The sequence below is a fragment of the Geobacillus sp. JS12 genome, assembly GCF_001592395.1.
Lineage (GTDB): Bacteria > Bacillota > Bacilli > Bacillales > Anoxybacillaceae > Geobacillus > Geobacillus zalihae.
The window spans coordinates 1,225,098-1,242,933 of record NZ_CP014749.1 but is presented as its reverse complement, the minus strand read 5'-3'; the positions used below and the strand labels follow the sequence as shown (position 1 = coordinate 1,242,933).

At 43.3% G+C, this 17,836-nt stretch carries 17 protein-coding genes and 2 pseudogenes; all 19 read left to right on the top strand.

Going from position 1 to position 17,836, the window contains the following annotated elements:
- Positions 1–28: 28 nt before the first annotated feature.
- On the top strand, positions 29–676 hold the full coding sequence (gene pcp, locus A0V43_RS06135; RefSeq protein WP_063192642.1) for a pyroglutamyl-peptidase I: 648 nt from the start codon (positions 29–31) through the stop codon (positions 674–676).
- A 52-nt stretch (positions 677–728) separates the two neighbouring features.
- A pseudogene (locus tag A0V43_RS20335) lies at positions 729–923 on the top strand (transporter, sodium/bile acid symporter family protein); the annotation flags it as partial.
- A 456-nt stretch (positions 924–1,379) separates the two neighbouring features.
- Positions 1,380–1,640: a DeoR family transcriptional regulator gene (locus A0V43_RS20330; RefSeq protein WP_236930964.1), complete on the top strand. Its 261-nt coding sequence runs from the start codon at positions 1,380–1,382 to the stop codon at positions 1,638–1,640.
- Positions 1,641–1,651: 11 nt separating this feature from the next.
- Complete coding sequence (locus A0V43_RS06130) at positions 1,652–2,170, top strand: DeoR/GlpR family DNA-binding transcription regulator (protein ID WP_236930962.1); 519 nt, start codon at positions 1,652–1,654, stop codon at positions 2,168–2,170.
- 149 nt (positions 2,171–2,319) lie between these two features.
- A pseudogene (locus A0V43_RS06125) lies at positions 2,320–3,983 on the top strand (ribulokinase).
- A 13-nt stretch (positions 3,984–3,996) separates the two neighbouring features.
- Positions 3,997–4,695 (top strand): ribulose-phosphate 3-epimerase, encoded by a 699-nt coding sequence (gene rpe, locus A0V43_RS06120; protein ID WP_128577987.1) that lies wholly within the window; start codon positions 3,997–3,999, stop codon positions 4,693–4,695.
- A 4-nt stretch (positions 4,696–4,699) separates the two neighbouring features.
- Complete coding sequence (gene rbsK / locus A0V43_RS06115) at positions 4,700–5,677, top strand: ribokinase (protein ID WP_063192641.1); 978 nt, start codon at positions 4,700–4,702, stop codon at positions 5,675–5,677.
- A 19-nt stretch (positions 5,678–5,696) separates the two neighbouring features.
- Entirely contained in the window at positions 5,697–7,256 is a 1,560-nt protein-coding gene (locus tag A0V43_RS06110; protein ID WP_063192640.1) for a sugar ABC transporter ATP-binding protein, read from the top strand.
- On the top strand, positions 7,253–7,450 hold the full coding sequence (locus A0V43_RS06105; RefSeq protein WP_063192639.1) for a hypothetical protein: 198 nt from the start codon (positions 7,253–7,255) through the stop codon (positions 7,448–7,450). Before A0V43_RS06110 ends, A0V43_RS06105 begins: the two co-directional genes overlap by 4 nt.
- A 135-nt stretch (positions 7,451–7,585) precedes the next feature.
- Complete coding sequence (locus A0V43_RS06100; RefSeq protein WP_164834612.1) at positions 7,586–8,233, top strand: ABC transporter permease; 648 nt, start codon at positions 7,586–7,588, stop codon at positions 8,231–8,233.
- A 14-nt stretch (positions 8,234–8,247) separates the two neighbouring features.
- Positions 8,248–9,027 (top strand): ABC transporter permease, encoded by a 780-nt coding sequence (locus A0V43_RS06095; RefSeq protein ID WP_063192637.1) that lies wholly within the window; start codon positions 8,248–8,250, stop codon positions 9,025–9,027.
- A gap of 252 nt (positions 9,028–9,279) precedes the next feature.
- Positions 9,280–9,573, top strand: a complete 294-nt coding sequence (locus A0V43_RS20325) for a hypothetical protein (protein ID WP_063192636.1) — start codon at positions 9,280–9,282, stop codon at positions 9,571–9,573.
- A complete protein-coding gene (locus A0V43_RS06085; RefSeq protein ID WP_236931020.1) occupies positions 9,513–10,322 on the top strand; it encodes an autoinducer 2 ABC transporter substrate-binding protein in 810 nt (269 codons plus the stop codon). Before A0V43_RS20325 ends, A0V43_RS06085 begins: the two co-directional genes overlap by 61 nt.
- A gap of 214 nt (positions 10,323–10,536) precedes the next feature.
- A complete protein-coding gene (locus A0V43_RS06080; protein WP_025950638.1) occupies positions 10,537–12,606 on the top strand; it encodes a bifunctional rhamnulose-1-phosphate aldolase/short-chain dehydrogenase in 2,070 nt (689 codons plus the stop codon).
- A gap of 75 nt (positions 12,607–12,681) precedes the next feature.
- The gene (rhaB, locus tag A0V43_RS06075) at positions 12,682–14,094 is read left to right on the top strand and encodes a rhamnulokinase (RefSeq protein ID WP_063192634.1); all 1,413 of its coding nucleotides are present in this window, start codon (positions 12,682–12,684) and stop codon (positions 14,092–14,094) included.
- Positions 14,095–14,098: 4 nt separating this feature from the next.
- Complete coding sequence (rhaA, locus tag A0V43_RS06070; RefSeq protein ID WP_063192633.1) at positions 14,099–15,349, top strand: L-rhamnose isomerase; 1,251 nt, start codon at positions 14,099–14,101, stop codon at positions 15,347–15,349.
- A 351-nt stretch (positions 15,350–15,700) separates the two neighbouring features.
- Positions 15,701–16,276 (top strand): cache domain-containing protein, encoded by a 576-nt coding sequence (locus A0V43_RS06065; RefSeq protein WP_063192632.1) that lies wholly within the window; start codon positions 15,701–15,703, stop codon positions 16,274–16,276.
- Between the two features lie 28 nt (positions 16,277–16,304).
- Positions 16,305–16,979, top strand: coding sequence for a sensor histidine kinase (locus A0V43_RS06060; protein WP_063192631.1), 675 nt, complete (start codon positions 16,305–16,307; stop codon positions 16,977–16,979).
- Between the two features lie 151 nt (positions 16,980–17,130).
- Complete coding sequence (locus tag A0V43_RS20320) at positions 17,131–17,658, top strand: response regulator (RefSeq protein ID WP_236930961.1); 528 nt, start codon at positions 17,131–17,133, stop codon at positions 17,656–17,658.
- The last annotated feature ends 178 nt before the right edge of the window (positions 17,659–17,836 follow it).

Sequence of the window (17,836 nt, the reverse complement as noted above, 5' to 3'; positions counted from 1 at the left end):
TTTCATCATCAAAAAGGATGGAGATGCGATGAAAAAAGTGCTCGTGACCGGATTTGATCCGTTTGGAGGAGAAACGGTGAATCCGTCGCTGGAGGCGGCCAAGCAAGCAGCCGGATGGAAAAACGATCGGTATATCGTTGAAGTTCGCGAGATTCCAACCATATTTGGCAAATCATTAGCCATCTTGCATGACGCAATCATGCAAGTGGATCCTGATGTGGTGATTTGCGTCGGACAGGCAGGAGGGAGAGCGGATATTTCTGTTGAAAGAGTGGCGGTGAACATCAATGATGCCCGCATTCCCGACAACGAAGGCCAGCAGCCGATTGACGAACCCGTTGTTCTAGGCGGGCCTGTCGGCTATTGGTCAACCTTGCCGGTCAAAGCGATTGTCGAGGCGTTGAGGCGTCACGGCATACCAGCCTCTGTCTCTTATACAGCGGGAACGTTCGTCTGCAACCATGTGTTTTATGGATTGATGCATTACATCACCCAATCGAAGAAGCCCATTCGCGGCGGATTTATCCATATTCCGTATTTGCCGGAACAAGCCGCCCGGCATCTCGGGCAGCCCAGCATGGCATTAGAAACGATCGTGGAAGGGCTGCGTCTTGCCATTGACGTGGCGGTCGAACGTGAAGAAGATATCCAAGCGGTTGGCGGGCACATTTGTTGAGGAGGATTCCATTTATGACGATCATAGAGAAAATTAGTTCTTTTGCAGGAAAATGGAAGTCGGAATGCAAAACTCCGGATTGGGCGTGGCGATCGCCACAGCCAATTTCTCACCCTTGGCGGCTGTTCCAAGCGCCATTTTCAGCGTGTGGCACAACATATCTGGATCGATCCTCGCGGCGATTTTCAGCCGGATGAATGAGGAGGATCATCATAGGATTGGATTAAAGGAAAAATCAAGGGCGTAGAAGAAGAAAAGAAGATCGTCAACAGCGGCTTTGTAAGAGAGGGCCGCTGTTTTTTAATTGTATATCCTACAAGGATATTTCTATATTCGGACATCTATCAACCGTCATTTTGTCAATCATGTTTTTTCGAGAGACAAATTCATTCACATGACAACAATAGATGGATGTTCAACAAAAGTTGTACTTGACCGTTTCAAAACACGCCATACTTCCTTCTGCAATGAAAAACCAGTAAAACAACGATTTTATACAGGGGAAAACGAGAAAAATCCTCACTTGTCAAGTACACGTTGTGTGGTGATGAACCAATAAGGTTTCAATATAGGGGAAAGGCCCTAAAAAACGTAAAATTCCTTAAAAACGATTTGTGTGTTATATTAGAAAATAGATAATAATAAAAAAATAATAGTTGTTTTTTGTGGGATTCATCAATTTATTTAGAAAGGATGGAGTAGTATGATGATAAAACATGGCCAGTTGGATATGACGTGGGTGGGAAATGAGAGGCAGGCACATATTTTAAAACTTGTTGAGGAATTCGGGTCAGTTCGGGTGGCGGATATGAGCAAAAAATTTAACGTCACCGAAGAGACGATTCGCAGGGATCTTGAACGGTTAGAAAGGGAGGGATTGCTGAAACGTGTACATGGAGGGGCGGTATCCATAAAAAAAATCAAACAGAAATTCCGTTTTTTAGGCGTCAATCGATTAATATAAAAGAAAAACAAGTGATAGCACAAAAAGCAGCAACTTTTATTGAAAATGGGGATATTATTGCTTTGGATGCCAGTACTACTTCATTGCAAATGGCGAAATACATCCAAGATAAAGAGATTACGGTGATTACAAATTCGATTGCTGTAACGTTGGAGTTAGCAGGGAGAGAAGAAGTCACACTAATCACTATTGGTGGGTATCTTTTAGATAAATCGATGTCATTTGTTGGGATATCTGCTCAAAAAGTTATTGATGATTACCATGTAGATAAGTTCTTTTTCTCATGCACTGGATTTGATGTGCAGAGAGGGGTTAGTGAAGCTCATGAAATGCAGGCCCAGACAAAGAAAAAATTTATTTCTATATCGGATCAACTTTTTTTGCTTGCTGATCACAGCAAATACGGAACAAAATCATTGATTCGGGTAGCTGATTTGGAGGATGTGGATTATTTAATTACGGATGACAAAATGTCTGTGAATGACATGAGAAGCATCAGAAGTTTGGGAATCAATGTTGTTTTGGCTTAACAAAGATGAAACCCCACAAAAATATAATATATTTCAACTTATTTTTTTGTTTTATAATCTCTAATTCAGAAAAAAATATACAAAATGATGTTGAAAAACAAAAATGAATTAATTATAATAATAGTCAAACAATATAGAGGTGAGAACTTTTGAAAGACAAATATGTATTTGGAATAGATTTTGGTACTGAATCCGCTAGAGGTGTACTAGTAAGTACGAAATCAGGGGAAGTCATCGCCTCAGCCGTCTCCTATTATCCTCATGGGGTAATCACAGAGAGGCTACCTGAGTCTGGAGAACTGCTTGAGCCCAATTGGGTGCTTCAACATCCGGGAGATTATTTATATGTATTAAAAGATATAGCAAAACAATGCTTAAAAGGTTCTAAGGTTAACGTCCAAGATGTGATAGGTATCGGGATCGATTTTACTGCGAGTACGATTTTGCCTATTTTTAAAAGTGGTGTTCCCCTTTGTTTTGATCAGAAATACAAAAAAACCCACATAGCTGGGTTAAGTTATGGAAGCATCATGCAGCACATAAACAAGCCCAACTTATCAATAAAGTAGCACTCGAGAGAAACGAACCCTTTTTGCGTAGGTATGGAGGGGAAATCTCTGAGGAGTGGATGTTGCCTAAGATTTTACAAATATTGCATGAATCCCCGGAGATCTATGATGCTGCAGATAAATTTATCGAAGCCGGTGATTGGATTGTTATGCAGTTGGTTGGGGAAGAAAAACGGAGTTCATGTATGGCGGGGTATAAGGGGTTATGGAGTAAGCATGAAGGATTCCCCTCTAAGGAATATTTAAAATTTGTTCATCCGCGCTTCGAAAACTTAATTGGTGAGAAATTATCGGACAATATTTATCCAATTGGTTCAAGAGCAGGTTTTCTATCCCGAAAAATGGCTTTGGAATTAGGATTAACTGAAAGTGTTGCTGTATCTGTTGCAATTATTGATGCCCATGCTTCTCTGTTGGGTGCTGGAATAAATAAACCTAGAACAATGGTTATGGCGATGGGAACATCGATATGCCATATGTGTGTGGATAAAAGAGAAATTTTTGTGCCCGGGATCAGCGGCGTAGTTGAAGATGGTATTCTGCCTGGTTATTTTGGATACGAAGCTGGGCAGAGCGCCGGGGGAGACTTATTATCATGGTTTGTTAAAAATGGGGCACCTGCTCATTTGATGAGAGAAGCAACATCGGAAAAATCGATATACTGCGTTTTGGAAGAAGAAGCTTCCCGACTCCGGCCAGGAGAGAATGGGTTAATCGCGCTCGATTGGTGGAATGGCAATCGTTCTGTTTTGAAAGATCCAAATCTCACAGGGCTTATTGTTGGTTTTACTTTACAAACCAAACCAGAGCATATATATAGAGCACTGATGGAATCTCTCGGTTTTGGCACAAAGAAGATTTTAAACGCTTTTGTTGAAAACGGTATCAATATTGATGAAATATATGCATGTGGAGGCTTGGCGGAAAAAAACAGGCTATTGATGCAATTGCTTGCAGATATAACAGGTAAAAATGTGCACGTTGTGACATTACCACATACATGTGCTATGGGAGCAGCTGTGCTTGCTGCTGTTGCAGCAGGGAAAACAAGGGGAGGATGGGATACGATCGAGGAGGCTCAGCGCCATATGATTCACTATGAACCTATCGTTTACGAAGTAAATGAAGAAAACAGAAAGATCTATGATCAATTATTTATACAATACGAGTTTTTGTATGATTATTTTGGAAGAGCGAAGTTGATGAAAAACCTTTTATCTATTAAAAATGAGGAATTTGTCTGAGGGGAGATAGTACGTGATTTTAATCGGCCCATCCCTTATGTGCGCTGATATGGGAAATCTCCGAGATAATGTCATTCGTTTAGATAAAGCGGGAGTTGACTATTTTCATTTTGATATTATGGATGGAAAATTTGTTCCGAACTTTACAATGGGGCCGGATATAATTCGAGCGCTAAGGAATTTTACTAATAAACCATTTGATGTCCATCTGATGATTGAAAAACCGGAAGAGCACTTGGGATTATTTATTGATGCCGGAGCGGATATGATCTCAGTGCATGTCGAAGCTACCCTTCATCTCCAAAGAACATTACAAAAGATTCGAGATAGTGGCTTGAAGGCGGGGGTAGCATTAAATCCATCGACCCCTATTTCCACCATTGAATACGTTTTGGATACGGTGGACTATATTACAGTGATGACGGTCAATCCTGGGTTTGCCGGACAAAAATTTATACCTTTAATGAAGAAAAAAATTAGTAAACTGAAAGAGTTGATCACAGAGGCAGACTATGATGTGAATATTCAAGTAGATGGAAACATAGGGTATCAAACAATGCCTGCAGTTTTAGAAAATGGCGCAAATATGCTGGTCTTGGGCACGTCATGCCTATTTAAGAAAGAACTGGCTTTAGAAGATGCTGTTCTTAGGTTAAGACAGTTTATTGATAGTTTTCAAATACAATCAAGTCTAAGATCAAAGGAGAAATAAAAGAATGGCGGATATTGTCGTTGTTGGCAGTATAAACATAGATATAGTAGCTCTTACAGATCGATATCCTGGCCATGGCGATACGGTTTTCGGAAAAAAAATCGAGCTGCTGCCTGGAGGAAAAGGGGCAAACCAGGCAACGGCATGCGCTCGTCTAGGGAAAACTGTCCATATGGTTGGTGCCATCGGAAAGGATCTATATGGGGAGATTGTGTTAAATTCGCTGCAAAAAAACAAAGTTGATACGACCTATGTAAAACGTATAGAGGATAGTCCAACAGGCTGTGCAATTATTGCGATTGATCGTACAGCCGAAAACACCATGCTTGTGGTAAAAGGAGCGAATGACCAGCTACAGGTTGCAGATGTATGCGACGCTTTTTCTGGCATTTCGAACAGCCAAGTTCTGTTAGTTCAAATGGAAGTTCCAGAAGAAGTAGTCATTCAATCTATGATTGAAGCCAAAAAGAAGGATATGTTTGTGATTCTTGATCCTGCGCCAGCTGATGGAATTACGGTGCGTGCGTTGGAATACGCTGATTTAATTATTCCAAACCGTCAAGAGACAAAGGAATTAACTGGAATAGATGTAGTATCGGTGGACACAGCATATGAAGCCGCCAAATGTTTTGAGTTAATGGGAGTAAAAAAGTCGATTATTAAAATGGCTGATAAAGGTTCATTGATCTGCAATGACGGAGAGTTTGAGTATATCCAGGCTGTTCCAGTAACCCCTATAGATACTGTTGGGGCGGGTGATTCCTACGCGGGTGCACTTGCATGTGCTATTGTTGATGGGGAGGATCTTGTAAGCGCTGCACAATTTGCAACCATCGTCGGGGCGTTGAAGGTGATGAGGCTAGGTGCACAAGTTGGTATTCCGACTATTGAGGAAGTAGATGAGTTCTGTAAGGAGAGGAATCTTATGTACTATAAGTTGAAGAAAGAGAATAATCAAGAAGAAGGCGAATTATTGACGTGAGACGGAAAGGGGATGGACTATGTCTGAATATTTATTGAGGATGAATCGTATTAGCAAAACGTTCCCTGGGGTTAAAGCGCTTGATGAGGTCAGTCTCGAAGTAAAACATGGTGAAGTTCATGCTTTAATCGGAGAAAATGGTGCAGGAAAGTCCACACTTATTAAAATATTGGCAGGAATTTATCAGCCGGACCCTGGTGCGGAATTTTACTTTGAGGGGCAAAAGGTGCATATAAAAAGGCCATTAGATGCAACTTTGAAGGGGATATCGGTTATTTACCAAGACCTAAGCTTATTCCCTAACTTATCAGTGGCGGAAAATATATATATAGGAAGAGATAGCAACAGCAAGTCGTGGAAAAAAATAAACTGGGGAAAAGTAAGGGAGATAGCGGAGAAAGCGCTAACAGAACTTGATGTTCATCTCGATTTAGACATTCCAGTTGAACGTTTAAGCGTTGCTCAACAACAACTTGTTGAAATTGCAAGGGCTATTGCATTCGATTCTAAGCTCATTGTGATGGATGAGCCGACATCGTCGCTATCCTCGGGAGAAGTTGAAAAGCTCTATAGAGTAATAAATAATCTTAAACAAAAAGGAATTTCTATTATATTTGTCAGTCACAAATTAAAAGAACTATTTACCGTTTCCGATCGGTTTACTGTTTTGAGGGATGGTAAATATGTTGGAACATTTTTGAAAGGGGAACTTGATGAGGAAAAACTTATTACTTTAATGGTTGGACGCAAAGTCCAGTACGAAAGAAATCAAGGAGTTAGAAAGATAGGAAATACGGTTTTAGAAGTGAAGGATTTATCAAAAAAGGGGAATTTTAAGAATATTTCTTTTAGTTTAAGAGAAGGGGAAATTTTAGGAATTACAGGTCTGGTTGGCTCAGGAAGAACGGAACTTGCCCAAGCGATATTTGGGATTAACAGACCTTATACAGGTGAAATTAAAGTTAATGGAAAAACAGTAAATATAACGTCACCGGAGGATGCGGTGAAAAAAGGAATTGCCTATATTCCTGAAAGTCGGAAAACTCAAGGTCTTATTCTGCGACAATCGATTATTAATAATATATCTCTGCCCATTTTGAAAACGTTTCGAAATATGTTTGGCTTAATTAATCGCAAAAAGGAAGTTGATTTAGCCTGTCACTATATGAAAACACTTGATGTTAGGCCGCCTATACCGGAAATGGCTGTTGGCCAGTTATCAGGTGGAAACCAGCAAAAGGTTGTCATTGGAAAATGGCTTTCAACCAAACCGAAAGTTTTAATTGTTGACGAACCGACGAACGGCATTGATATTGGGGCTAAAACAGAAATTCATCAACTTCTCCGTCAGCTTGCTTCAGAAGGAATGGGGATTATTGTGATCTCCTCGGAACTCCCGGAGATTTTAGCGGTAAGTGATCGAGTTTTAGTCATGAGGCATGGAAGAATAGTGGGTGAACTGGGAATTCAAGAGGCCACCCAGGAAAATATTATGAACTATGCGTTACTCGGAGCAAAGCAACAGATAAACTACGAGTATTCAGCAACATACGCAGCAGACAAGGAGGTGCAAATGTGAAGACTGTTTTTAAATCAAAAGAAATGAGTATTGCCGTGATTGTGATTATGCTGTCTATAGTGCTGTCATTTATCAGTCCTGTATTTTTAACATTTGACAATATTGTTGATATTATGAAAGGAAATGCTGTTCTTGGTATTTTAGCTGTAGGGATGACATTGGTCATTATTACCGGGGGATCGATGTATCAGTAGCGGCGGTAACTAGTGCTGTTTGCGTAATTATCGGAAGACTTTTGTTGCTCCTGCCGGACAGTCCAATATCACTTCTTCTTTTATTTGTAATTGCCCCTTTACTCGGGGAGTGTTGGGGGGATCAATGGTTTTCTTGTGTCCAAAATTCAGATCCCAGCTATTGTAGTTACGCTTGGAACAATGAGTATGATTAATGGGTTAGTTTTGTATATCACCAACGGTCAATATTTAAACAGCACAAACTTCCCCAAAATCTTTATTGATTTTGCTAATTTTCAAGTGTTTGGAGTATCTATTCTCATTTTGATATTTCTTGTTGTTGCGCTTTTAACTTGGTTTATTTTGAAGTACACCGTTATTGGCCGTGAAATTTTAGCGGTTGGTGGAAATAAGGAATCAGCCATAAGGGCCGGTATTAACTTTGATAAAGTTCAGATTTTCGTCTTTGCCTATATGGGGTTTTTAGCTGGGATTGCGGCCATTGCGCAAGTCGCTTACACAAAGGCAGTTGACCCAAACGGCCTAGTTGGATTCGAACTCTCAGTTATTGCAGCCGTTGTGTTGGGCGGTGCCAATATTATGGGAGGACGTGGAACAATTTTGGGAACATTTTTAGGGGTTCTTTTGTTGGGGATTATGCAAAATGGTCTTATTTTAGCGCGAATCGATACGTTTTGGCAGAAAATAGTGGTTGGATCCATTATTTTGATTGCTGTTTCATATGATCATATTCAATATAAACGAACCAAAGACAAACTGGCAAAAATTGAGGTAGAGTCATAGAAAGGGGGGCATAAATGAGAGCGTTGTCAAAAGAGAACATATTAGGATTGATTGCTGTGGGATTGTTTTGCGTTATGGCGATTATAGCCCCGGGATTTTTAAGCATGGGAAATCTAAATAATATGATGTTCCAGTTGCCTGAGTTTGGATTAATCTCCTTGGCCATGATGATTGTCATCATAACAGGTGGTATTGATCTATCCATTACTTATACCGCAGCGTTATCCGGCGTGGCGATTGCCATCATGCAAAGCCATGGTTATTCCATGATGGCAGCCATACTTGTCGGCATCTTCGTTGGTCTAATTTGCGGTTTTGTTAACGGATTTGTTGTTTCAAAAATCGGTGTATCGCCGATTCTTGTTACGCTAGGAACGATGGTTTTATTTGAGGGGGTGATATTAAGTATAACCAAAGGGAATTCAATTTCTGGGTTTAGTGAAGCTTATGAATTGATAGGAAATGGTTATTATCTCGGGCTAGTTCCGCTGTCTATGATCATCTTCGTCTTCTTTGCCATTTTCACTGCCATTCTTTTAGGAAAAACAAACTGGGGAAGATGTGTGTACATGATTGGAAGCAATCCTGTCGCCACTCTTTTTTCGGGAGTTAACAATAGCAGGATTCTTCTGAAAGTCTACCTTTATGCCTCATTCCTTGCAACGGTGGCAGGGATTATTATGACTTCAAGATACAATATGGCTAAGGTAGACCTTGGGTCTTCATATCTTCTGCAAAGCGTGGCCGCTGCCGTTTTAGGAGGCACAGAAATACAAGGGGGTATGGGAAAGTAGCTGGAACCATATACGCGGTCATCATTTTCCAAGTGCTTTCCAACGGATTAAACTTGCTTGGTGTTCCGCGGGCGATTGTTAATGTTATTATGGGTGCAATCCTTATTTCTGTTCTTGTAATCAATTTTATTAAAGTGAAGTTAGAGCAAAAGAAAAAACTACAGGCTACTTTGTAAAACATAAAGTTAATCTGACCAGTTCAGTGAGATTAACGGCAAAACTTTGCTAAATTTTATAAAGGGGGAGCTTTACGTGAAACTAAAAAAAGTTCTAGTATCACTTATTTCATTTATTCTTTTAGTTGGTCTTTTTGCAGGCTGTGTTTCTCAAAATAGCGGAACGAACAGCAACCAAGCTGGCGAAAATAAGGAATCCAAAAACGGTAAATTGAAAATCGCTGTAGTCCCAAAACTTGTTGGTATTCCTTATTTCAATGCAGCAGAAAAAGGAGCAGTGCAAGCTGGAAAAGATTTAGGGTTGATGTTATTTATACTGGCCCAACAGAAGCGGATGCTGCTCAACAAGTCAAAGTCATCGAAGATTTAATCAGTCAAAAAGTAGATGTGATTGCAGTCGCTCCCAATGATCCTGCTGCTTTGACACCAGTATTGAAGAAAGCGAAAGAACAGGGAATTAAAGTCATGGACTGGGATACACCAGCGGACCAATCTGTTGTGGAATTATCAGTTCACCAAATTGATGATGATGCTTACGGTCGCCATATTGCGAAGACATTAGTTGAAAAGATGGGAACTGACAAAGGAGAAATCGCTATCCTAACCGGTGGGCTTTCCGCAGCCAACTTAAATGCTTGGATTGATGCTGCCAAGAAAGAACTGCAAGAGAATTATCCAAACATCAAACTAGTTACAGATAAAATTGCTACAGATGAAAAACAACAAGTTGCTTATCAAAAAACACTGGATTTAATTAAATCATATCCGAATTTAAAAGGTATTATGGCATTTTCGACTCCAGCTCCATTAGGTGCTGCTCAAGCCATTCAAGAAAAAGGTTTGCAAGATAAAATTGCTGTTGTCGGTACAGCATTACCTAAAGATTCGAAGCCTTTCTTAGAAGATGGTTCATTGGATGTTGCCATCTTGTGGGAACCGAACAAACTAGGCTATTTAACCGTTGCTCTTGCAAAGGATTTAGCTGAAGGCAAAACACCTAAAAATGGGCAAAATGTAGAAAATGTGGGGACGATCGAAGTACGAGAGGATGGCAAAACTGTGATCATGGGACCTCCGACTGATTTCACTGCAGAGAATGCTGGGAACTACGATTTCTAAAATTCACTAAAAATATGAAAAAAGGTATCTTAAACCAGTTGGTTTGAGATACCTTTTTTGAACACTTTTTATTAAGTGAATTGGTAGATAACGATTTTATGTCCAACACGATCTATATTCATAAAAAAACAAAAACAAATAAACTTATTCAAATAAATCCAAAAACATATTATAATAATTCTTGATAAAAAATAGGAAAGGTGGCGAAACAAAAATGGTGCAAAATCGTTGGGATGACCAAAAAGCAGCCCGACTTTCTAAAGGGCTCGAGGAGCTCGTCTACCGCTCTAATTTGATCGGCTCCGACCGCTCGGTGTGCAACTGGGGCGGGGGAAATACGTCGATGAAGACGATCGAAAAAGATTTCCGCGGCCGTGAGATTGAAGTGATGTGGGTGAAAGGAAGCGGCTCTGATTTAGCGACGATGAAGGCGAAGCATTTTACCGGACTGCGGCTTGAGGATATCCGGCCGCTGATGGAGCGCGAGGAAATGTCAGATGAAGAAATGGTCGAGTATTTGTCCCATTGCATGATCGACCATAGACACCCGCGTCCGTCGATTGAAACGCTGCTTCATGCGTTTTTGCCGTTCAAGCATGTCGATCATACGCATCCAGATGCGATTATCAGCATTTGTTGCGCTGATAACGGCCGACAAATTGCCGAAGAGATTTATGGGAATCGTTTTGTTTGGGTTCCTTATGTGCGTCCTGGATTCACATTATCCAAAATGATTGCCGAAGGAGTCAAAAACAACCCCAATGCGGAGCTCGTGTTGATGGAAAAACACGGTCTTGTCACTTGGGGAGATACGGCGAAAGAATGTTATGACAAAACGATTTCGATTATTAACGAAGCAGAACAGTACATCCAAGCGCGCATCGATGAAGCACAGGTGTTTGGCGGACAAAAATATGAACCGCTGCCAGCAGCGGAACGGAGAGCGGTGTTCGCTCAAGTATTGCCAGTCATCCGTGGGGCGGTCAGCGATCAAAAACGCATGATTGTCACCTATGACGATGCCGATGATGTGTTGCAATTTGTCAACAGCTATGATGCACCGGTTCTATCGCAAGTCGGGGCGGCTTGCCCGGATCATTTGGTGCATACGAAACGGGTTCCTCTTTACATCGATTGGGATCCACAGTCCGAAGATGTTCCGCGGTTGATCGAAAAAGTAAAAGAAGGAATTGCGAGATTTAAAGACGAATATCAAGCGTACTTTGAACGAAACAAACAAGAAGGCGACCAAATGTTTGAACCGGCGCCGCGCGTCATTTTGATTCCTGGTCTGGGCATGGTCAACACAGGAAAAAGTCTAACTATGGCGAACGTCAGCGGTGCATTGTACCATCGGGCGATTGCGGTGATGAAAGGAGCGGCGGCTCTAGGAAACTTTGTCTCGTTAAATGAAGAAGAATCGTATCAAGTGGAATATTGGCCGCTTGAGCTGTATAAGTTAACGCTCGCCCCGCCCGAGGCAGAATTTTCGCGGAAAGTCGCATTGGTTACAGGTGGAGCGGGGGGCATCGGCAGTGAAACGTGCCGGCGGCTCGCAGCGGAAGGCGCGCACGTTGTGGTGGCGGATTTGAATATCGAAGGGGCAGAGAAAGTCGCTGCGGAGATCAATGAGGCGTATGGCGAGGGAAGAGCATTGGCCGTCCGCATGGATGTGACGAACGAAGAAGAGGTAAAACAGGCGTTTGCCGAAGCGGCGCTCGCCTACGGCGGGGTTGATATTGTCGTCAACAACGCTGGGTTGGCGACATCAAGCCCGTTTGATGAAACAACGCTGCAAGAGTGGAATTTGAACATGAACGTCCTTGGCACCGGCTACTTCCTTGTCGCCCGTGAGGCGTTCAAGCAAATGAAACAACAAGGCATCGGCGGCAGCATGGTGTTTGTCGGCTCGAAAAACTCGGTGTATGCGGGGAAAAATGCGGCTGCTTACAGCGCAGCGAAGGCGTTGGAAACGCATTTGGCCCGCTGCATCGCCGCTGAAGGAGGGCAATACGGCATTCGCGTCAACTCAGTTCTTCCTGATGCTGTTTTGCAAGGGTCCGCCATTTGGAATTCGGCGTGGCGCGAAGAGCGGGCAAAGGCGTACGGCATTGAACCCGATGAGCTTGAAGACTATTACCGGAAACGGACGACACTGCTTGTCAATGTGTACCCGAAAGACATCGCCGAGGCGATCGCCTTTTTTGCCTCGTCGAAAGCGGAAAAAACGACCGGATGCATGTTGACGGTCGATGGCGGCGTGCCAGCCGCGTTTCCACGCTAATCAACAGCTGGGAAAGGATGCCCTTTCCCGCTGTTTTCTTGAATGAATAGGAAAGCGCTTGCGGAGGGGGGCAGCATGATGGAATGTTGTTTAGCCGTCGATATCGGTGCGTCAAGCGGCCGCGTAATGGCGGGATGGATCAAAGGGGGGCAAATTCAACTCGTTGAAGTACACCGCTTTGCCAATGAAATGATCCAAAAAGGAAATCATTTTTGTTGGGATGTTGCCTATTTATTTGCGGAAATCAAAAAAGGCATTCAATTATGTCGGGAGAAAGGATTGCGCCCAACGAGCATTGGCGTCGATACGTGGGCGGTCGATTTTGTGCTCTTAGATGAACGTGGCCATCGATTGACGGATGCCGTGGCTTATCGCGATCCGCGCACCGACGGCATGATGGAAAAAGTGTTTGACATTGTCGGAAAAGAACGGCTGTATGAGCGAACGGGTATTCAATTTCAAAAGTTTAATACGATTTATCAATTGTATGCCTTAAAACAGGAAGCGCCGGATGTATTGGAACGGGCGCATACGTTTTTGATGATCCCGGATTACTTCCATTATCTGCTCACCGGCCGAACAACAAATGAATATACGAATGCGACGACGACGCAGCTTGTGAACGCGCAGACGAAAACGTGGGATGTGGAACTCGTGCGGGAGCTTGGGCTCAAGGAAACGATGTTCCAGCCGCTGCAGCTGCCCAAAACTGTGCTCGGCCCGCTGCGCAAGGACATCGCGGAAGAGCTCGGCGTTGAGATGACAGTCATTTTGCCGGCCACCCATGATACCGCCTCGGCGGTCGCTGCTGTTCCTGAGCTGGACGATACGATTTACCTAAGCTCAGGTACATGGTCGTTAATGGGAGTGGAATGTCATGAGCCGATTTGCTCGCCTAAGGCGCGCAGCTATAATTTTACGAACGAAGGTGGCATTGATTACCGATTCCGCTTTTTGAAAAATATTATGGGGTTATGGATGATTCAAGAAGTGCGCCGAAACTATGGAAATCAATATTCCTTTGCCGAGCTGGCTGACTTGGCCCGTGCTGAGCGTCATTTCCATGCCATCGTCAATGTCGATGATGAGAGGTTTTTAAAGCCGGAGAACATGATTGCTGCCATCCAAGCGTACTGCCGGGAAACGAATCAGCCGGTGCCCGAAACCCCGGCGCAAGTCGCTAAGTGCGTGTTTGATAGTTTAGTTGTTAGCTATCAAAAGACAGTAGACGAAATGGAAGAAACAACGGGACGAACATTCCAGCAAATCAATGTGATCGGCGGTGGCTGTCAAAATGAATGGCTGAATGAGATGATCGCTGATGCCACTGGGAAGACCGTCTATGCTGGACCTGTCGAGGCGACGGCGATCGGCAACCTCATTGCCCAATGGTTGGCGCTTGGAAAAGTAAGAACGTTGGAAGAAGCTCGGCTGCTTGTTCGTCAATCGTTCCCGTTAAAAAAATTTGTCCCGAAAAAAGGAGAGTGACGATATGGCCCGCGATCGGTTTGATGAAGCGAAACAAGCGTATGAGCAGTGGGGGATCAACGTTGATGAGGCGTTGCGCACATTGGAGAAAGTGTCGATTTCCATTCATTGTTGGCAAGGGGACGATATTACAGGGTTTGAAGTGCAAAAGCGTGAGCTGTCCGGTGGAATTGACGTGACGGGCCATTATCCAGGCAAAGCGCGCATGCCGGATGAATTGCGGCAAGATTTGGACAAAGCGCTGTCCTTGATCCCAGGAAAACACCGCGTCAATTTGCACGCGATTTATGCAGAAACCGACGGCAAGGCGGTCGAGCGGGACGAATTGTCCCCGGAGCATTTTGCCAATTGGGTTGAGTGGGCGAAAGATCGGGGGATTGGGTTGGACTTCAACCCGACGCTCTTCTCCCACGAAAAAGCGGCCGATGGTTTGACGCTGTCTCATCCAGACAACGAGATTCGCCAATTTTGGATTCGCCATTGCATTGCCAGCCGGAAAATCGGCGCTTATTTCGGAGAGCAGCTTGGTACGCCGTGCTTGACAAACATTTGGATTCCTGACGGCTACAAAGACATTCCGAGCGACCGGCTCACTCCAAGGGAGCGGCTCAAAGAGTCATTGGATGAAATTTTTGCCGAGCCGATCAATGAAGCATACAATCTCGATTCCGTCGAAAGCAAACTGTTCGGCATCGGTTCTGAAGCGTACGTCGTTGGGTCGCATGAATTTTATCTTGGCTATGCCTTGACTCGCAACAAAATCTACCTGCTTGATACCGGCCATTTCCATCCGACGGAGACGATTTCGAATAAAATTTCCGCTCTGTTGCTTTATTTGGACAAGCTGGCGTTGCACGTCTCACGGCCGGTGCGATGGGACAGCGACCATGTTGTCATTTTGGACGATGAACTCAAGGAAATCGCCTTAGAAGTTGTCCGCAACAAGGCGCTGGATCGCGTTATGATCGGCCTTGACTTTTTCGACGCGAGCATCAATCGGGTGGCGGCGTGGGTCATCGGCACGCGCAATATGATCAAAGCGTTGCTTTATGCACTCTTATTACCGCACGATCACTTGAAGAAGCTGCAAGAGGAAGAGCGATTCACAGAGCGGCTTGCGCTGATGGAAGAGTTTAAAACGTATCCGTTCGGAGCGGTGTGGGATGAATATTGCGTGTCGATGAACGTTCCGGTAAGGGAACATTGGTTGGCCGAAGTGCAAAAGTATGAAGAAGAGGTGCTGTTGAAACGGTAATGTTGTTGATCATAAACGGGATCGTCAAGCGTAATAGATTGACGATCCCGTTCCTCCTCGTTTCCGTGCCATCATGACAGAGCCATTAAAGAAAGTTGGATGAAAGATGAAAACTATTCGTTCCATATGGAGTAAAATTCGCCTAAAAGACAACATTCGCAGCAAATATTTCCTCCTCATGATCGGCATTTCGATCCCTCCTTTGTTGTTGCTCGGTTTTGTTTCGTTTCATATCGCGAGAAGCACATTAATTGATCATCAACTAAAAACAATGGAAAAACAGTTGCAGACATCCAGTCATGTGGCGGATTTGTTGTTCCAAAACATCATCAACATGGAACGCCTGATCTCATGGAATGGGATGTCCGGAATGAACTCGTCAACAGTGAGAAGTATGTGCGCGGTGGACTTGACCAAGACACGACGCGAAAAATCGAACATTTAATCTCAAGCTACTTCATTGATACTCAATACATTGATTCCATCTGTTTATTTGATAATCACTACCGTGCGGTCTGTTACGGAAATCCGAACAGCAGCGGGAAATACGGAAAAGGCGGAGTTCATCAGGAAATCGCCCGCTTTCCATGGTATCAGAGGAGTCTAGAAGAACAAGGAAGACCGGTGTTTTTTGGCTACAATGTCCTTAATGAAGGACAGTCAAATAGCACGTTTTCATCGGTAAAATTGTTAAGGGACCCGCAAAATGTGTTTCATCCACGGAAAATAGGTCTATTGGTTGTCAATATTCGAAAGTCGATGTTTCAACGAGTATTTCCGCAGGAGAAAAGCTTTGAATGGGCGATCCTAGATTTCACGGGCAAAGAAGGGAAAGACGTTTTTAACAAAGTTCCGCCTCTTCTGTTAAAATTTTTAAACAGCGATGCAAAATCTTTTCCTCATCAGCTGCAGGAAAAGGGTATCTAATTAGCAGCTATCAGAATGAAACGACAGAATGGTTTTTTATCCAAATCATCAAAGAAAAGGAGCTGCTGAAGCAAGCCCGCCAAATCGGGTGGCAACCGCGCTTATCTCGTCAGTTCTTGGTCTTTTCGCCCTTTTTTTCGCCTTTTTTGCGTCTGGGAGAGTAGCGAAGCCGTTGATGAATCTGCGGGAAATTTTCCAAAAGGTGACGGTAGAAAATCAGGAATTGAACGAAAAGCTTGTTCGTGCTCAATTAGAAAAAAAAGAGGCGGAGTTAAGAGCTCTTCAAGCGCAGATCAAGCCGCATTTTTTATATAACACACTCGATTCTATTTATTGGATGGCTATACTGAAAAATCACCATGAAATCGCGCAAATGGCTGTCGCGTTGTCGGAAAGCTTCAAGTTGAGCTTGAACCAAGGGGAGGATATGATTCCCGTGTCCAAAGAATTAGAACATATCCGCCATTATGTGACCATTCAAAACATTCGGTATCAAAATCGTTTTCGTTATATCGAACAAGTGGATTGTGCTGTCATAGAGAAAAAAATCCCGAAACTGCTGCTTCAGCCGTTAGTTGAAAACGCCATTTACCACGGTTTAGAACCGAAAGTGGGGCCAGGGACTGTTGAAGTCATTGGAAGCATCGTAGACGGACAAGTTGTTTTTGTCATCCGTGATAACGGAGTGGGATCGCGGATATGAAACAGATTGAACAAGGGTTTGGGTTGCGGAATGTGAGGGAAAGATTGGTTTTATGTTACGGACCGGAAAGTTCACTAACGGTATCAAGCCAAGTGAACGAAGGAACGACAGTGGAGATCAAGTTTCGTCCAGAAGCGGGAGGTGACGACAAATGTTAAAGGCCGTCATCTTTGATGATGAGTATATTGTGCTTCAAGGATTGCAAACGATGATTGATTGGAAGCAGTACGGAATTGAACTGGCGGGAACAGCTGCAAACGGAACGGATGCTTTGGCATTATTTGAAGCGACTCGTCCTGATATCGTTTTCACGGATATTCGCATGCCGGGAATGGATGGATTGGAAGTCATCGAGAACATTTTATCTATGGCTCCGGATACGATTTGCATTGTTTTCAGTGGTTTTAATGAATTTGAATACGTCAAAAAGGCGCTGAAGCTTGGAGTTGTGGATTATTTAGAAAAACCGATTACCATTCCGATGATCGAGGAAGCGATTAAACGGACGATCGAGAAAATCGAACATCGGCAAAACGTCTCTATGATTCAATCCAAATGGAATGATATGAGAGCAGAATTGTTGGAAAAAGCGACGTTTGATTTATTGATGCTAGGAAAAGAAGCCATACCAAAATGGAGAGAAAGTTTTGGGGAAGAAGCTGAACGCATAAAGGGGTGACCGTGCTTGCTACGTTCCATGAAGGATGGTCCCTTCCGGAGGACGATTCATACAAAGCCGTTCATATTCGAAACGGGAAGGAACGTTTGTTTATTGTTTTTCATCTTACGCATTTGAACGGAGAACTGTGGGAGAAATGGATCATGGATTTTGAAGACGAAAAACTTGTCATTGGGCG

What these genes read in the sequence shown, in the direction of transcription:
- pcp (WP_063192642.1), top strand. Translation starts at nt 29, where the DNA reads ATGAAAAAAGTGCTCGTGACCGGATTTGATCCGTTTGGAGGAGAAACG.
- A0V43_RS20330 (WP_236930964.1), top strand. Translation starts at nt 1,380, where the DNA reads ATGATGATAAAACATGGCCAGTTGGATATGACGTGGGTGGGAAATGAG.
- rbsK (WP_063192641.1), top strand. Translation starts at nt 4,700, where the DNA reads ATGGCGGATATTGTCGTTGTTGGCAGTATAAACATAGATATAGTAGCT.
- A0V43_RS06110 (WP_063192640.1), top strand. Translation starts at nt 5,697, where the DNA reads ATGTCTGAATATTTATTGAGGATGAATCGTATTAGCAAAACGTTCCCT.
- A0V43_RS06095 (WP_063192637.1), top strand. Translation starts at nt 8,248, where the DNA reads ATGAGAGCGTTGTCAAAAGAGAACATATTAGGATTGATTGCTGTGGGA.
- A0V43_RS06080 (WP_025950638.1), top strand. Translation starts at nt 10,537, where the DNA reads ATGGTGCAAAATCGTTGGGATGACCAAAAAGCAGCCCGACTTTCTAAA.
- rhaB (WP_063192634.1), top strand. Translation starts at nt 12,682, where the DNA reads ATGATGGAATGTTGTTTAGCCGTCGATATCGGTGCGTCAAGCGGCCGC.
- rhaA (WP_063192633.1), top strand. Translation starts at nt 14,099, where the DNA reads ATGGCCCGCGATCGGTTTGATGAAGCGAAACAAGCGTATGAGCAGTGG.
- A0V43_RS06065 (WP_063192632.1), top strand. Translation starts at nt 15,701, where the DNA reads ATGGAATGGGATGTCCGGAATGAACTCGTCAACAGTGAGAAGTATGTG.
- A0V43_RS06060 (WP_063192631.1), top strand. Translation starts at nt 16,305, where the DNA reads ATGGTTTTTTATCCAAATCATCAAAGAAAAGGAGCTGCTGAAGCAAGC.
- A0V43_RS20320 (WP_236930961.1), top strand. Translation starts at nt 17,131, where the DNA reads ATGTTAAAGGCCGTCATCTTTGATGATGAGTATATTGTGCTTCAAGGA.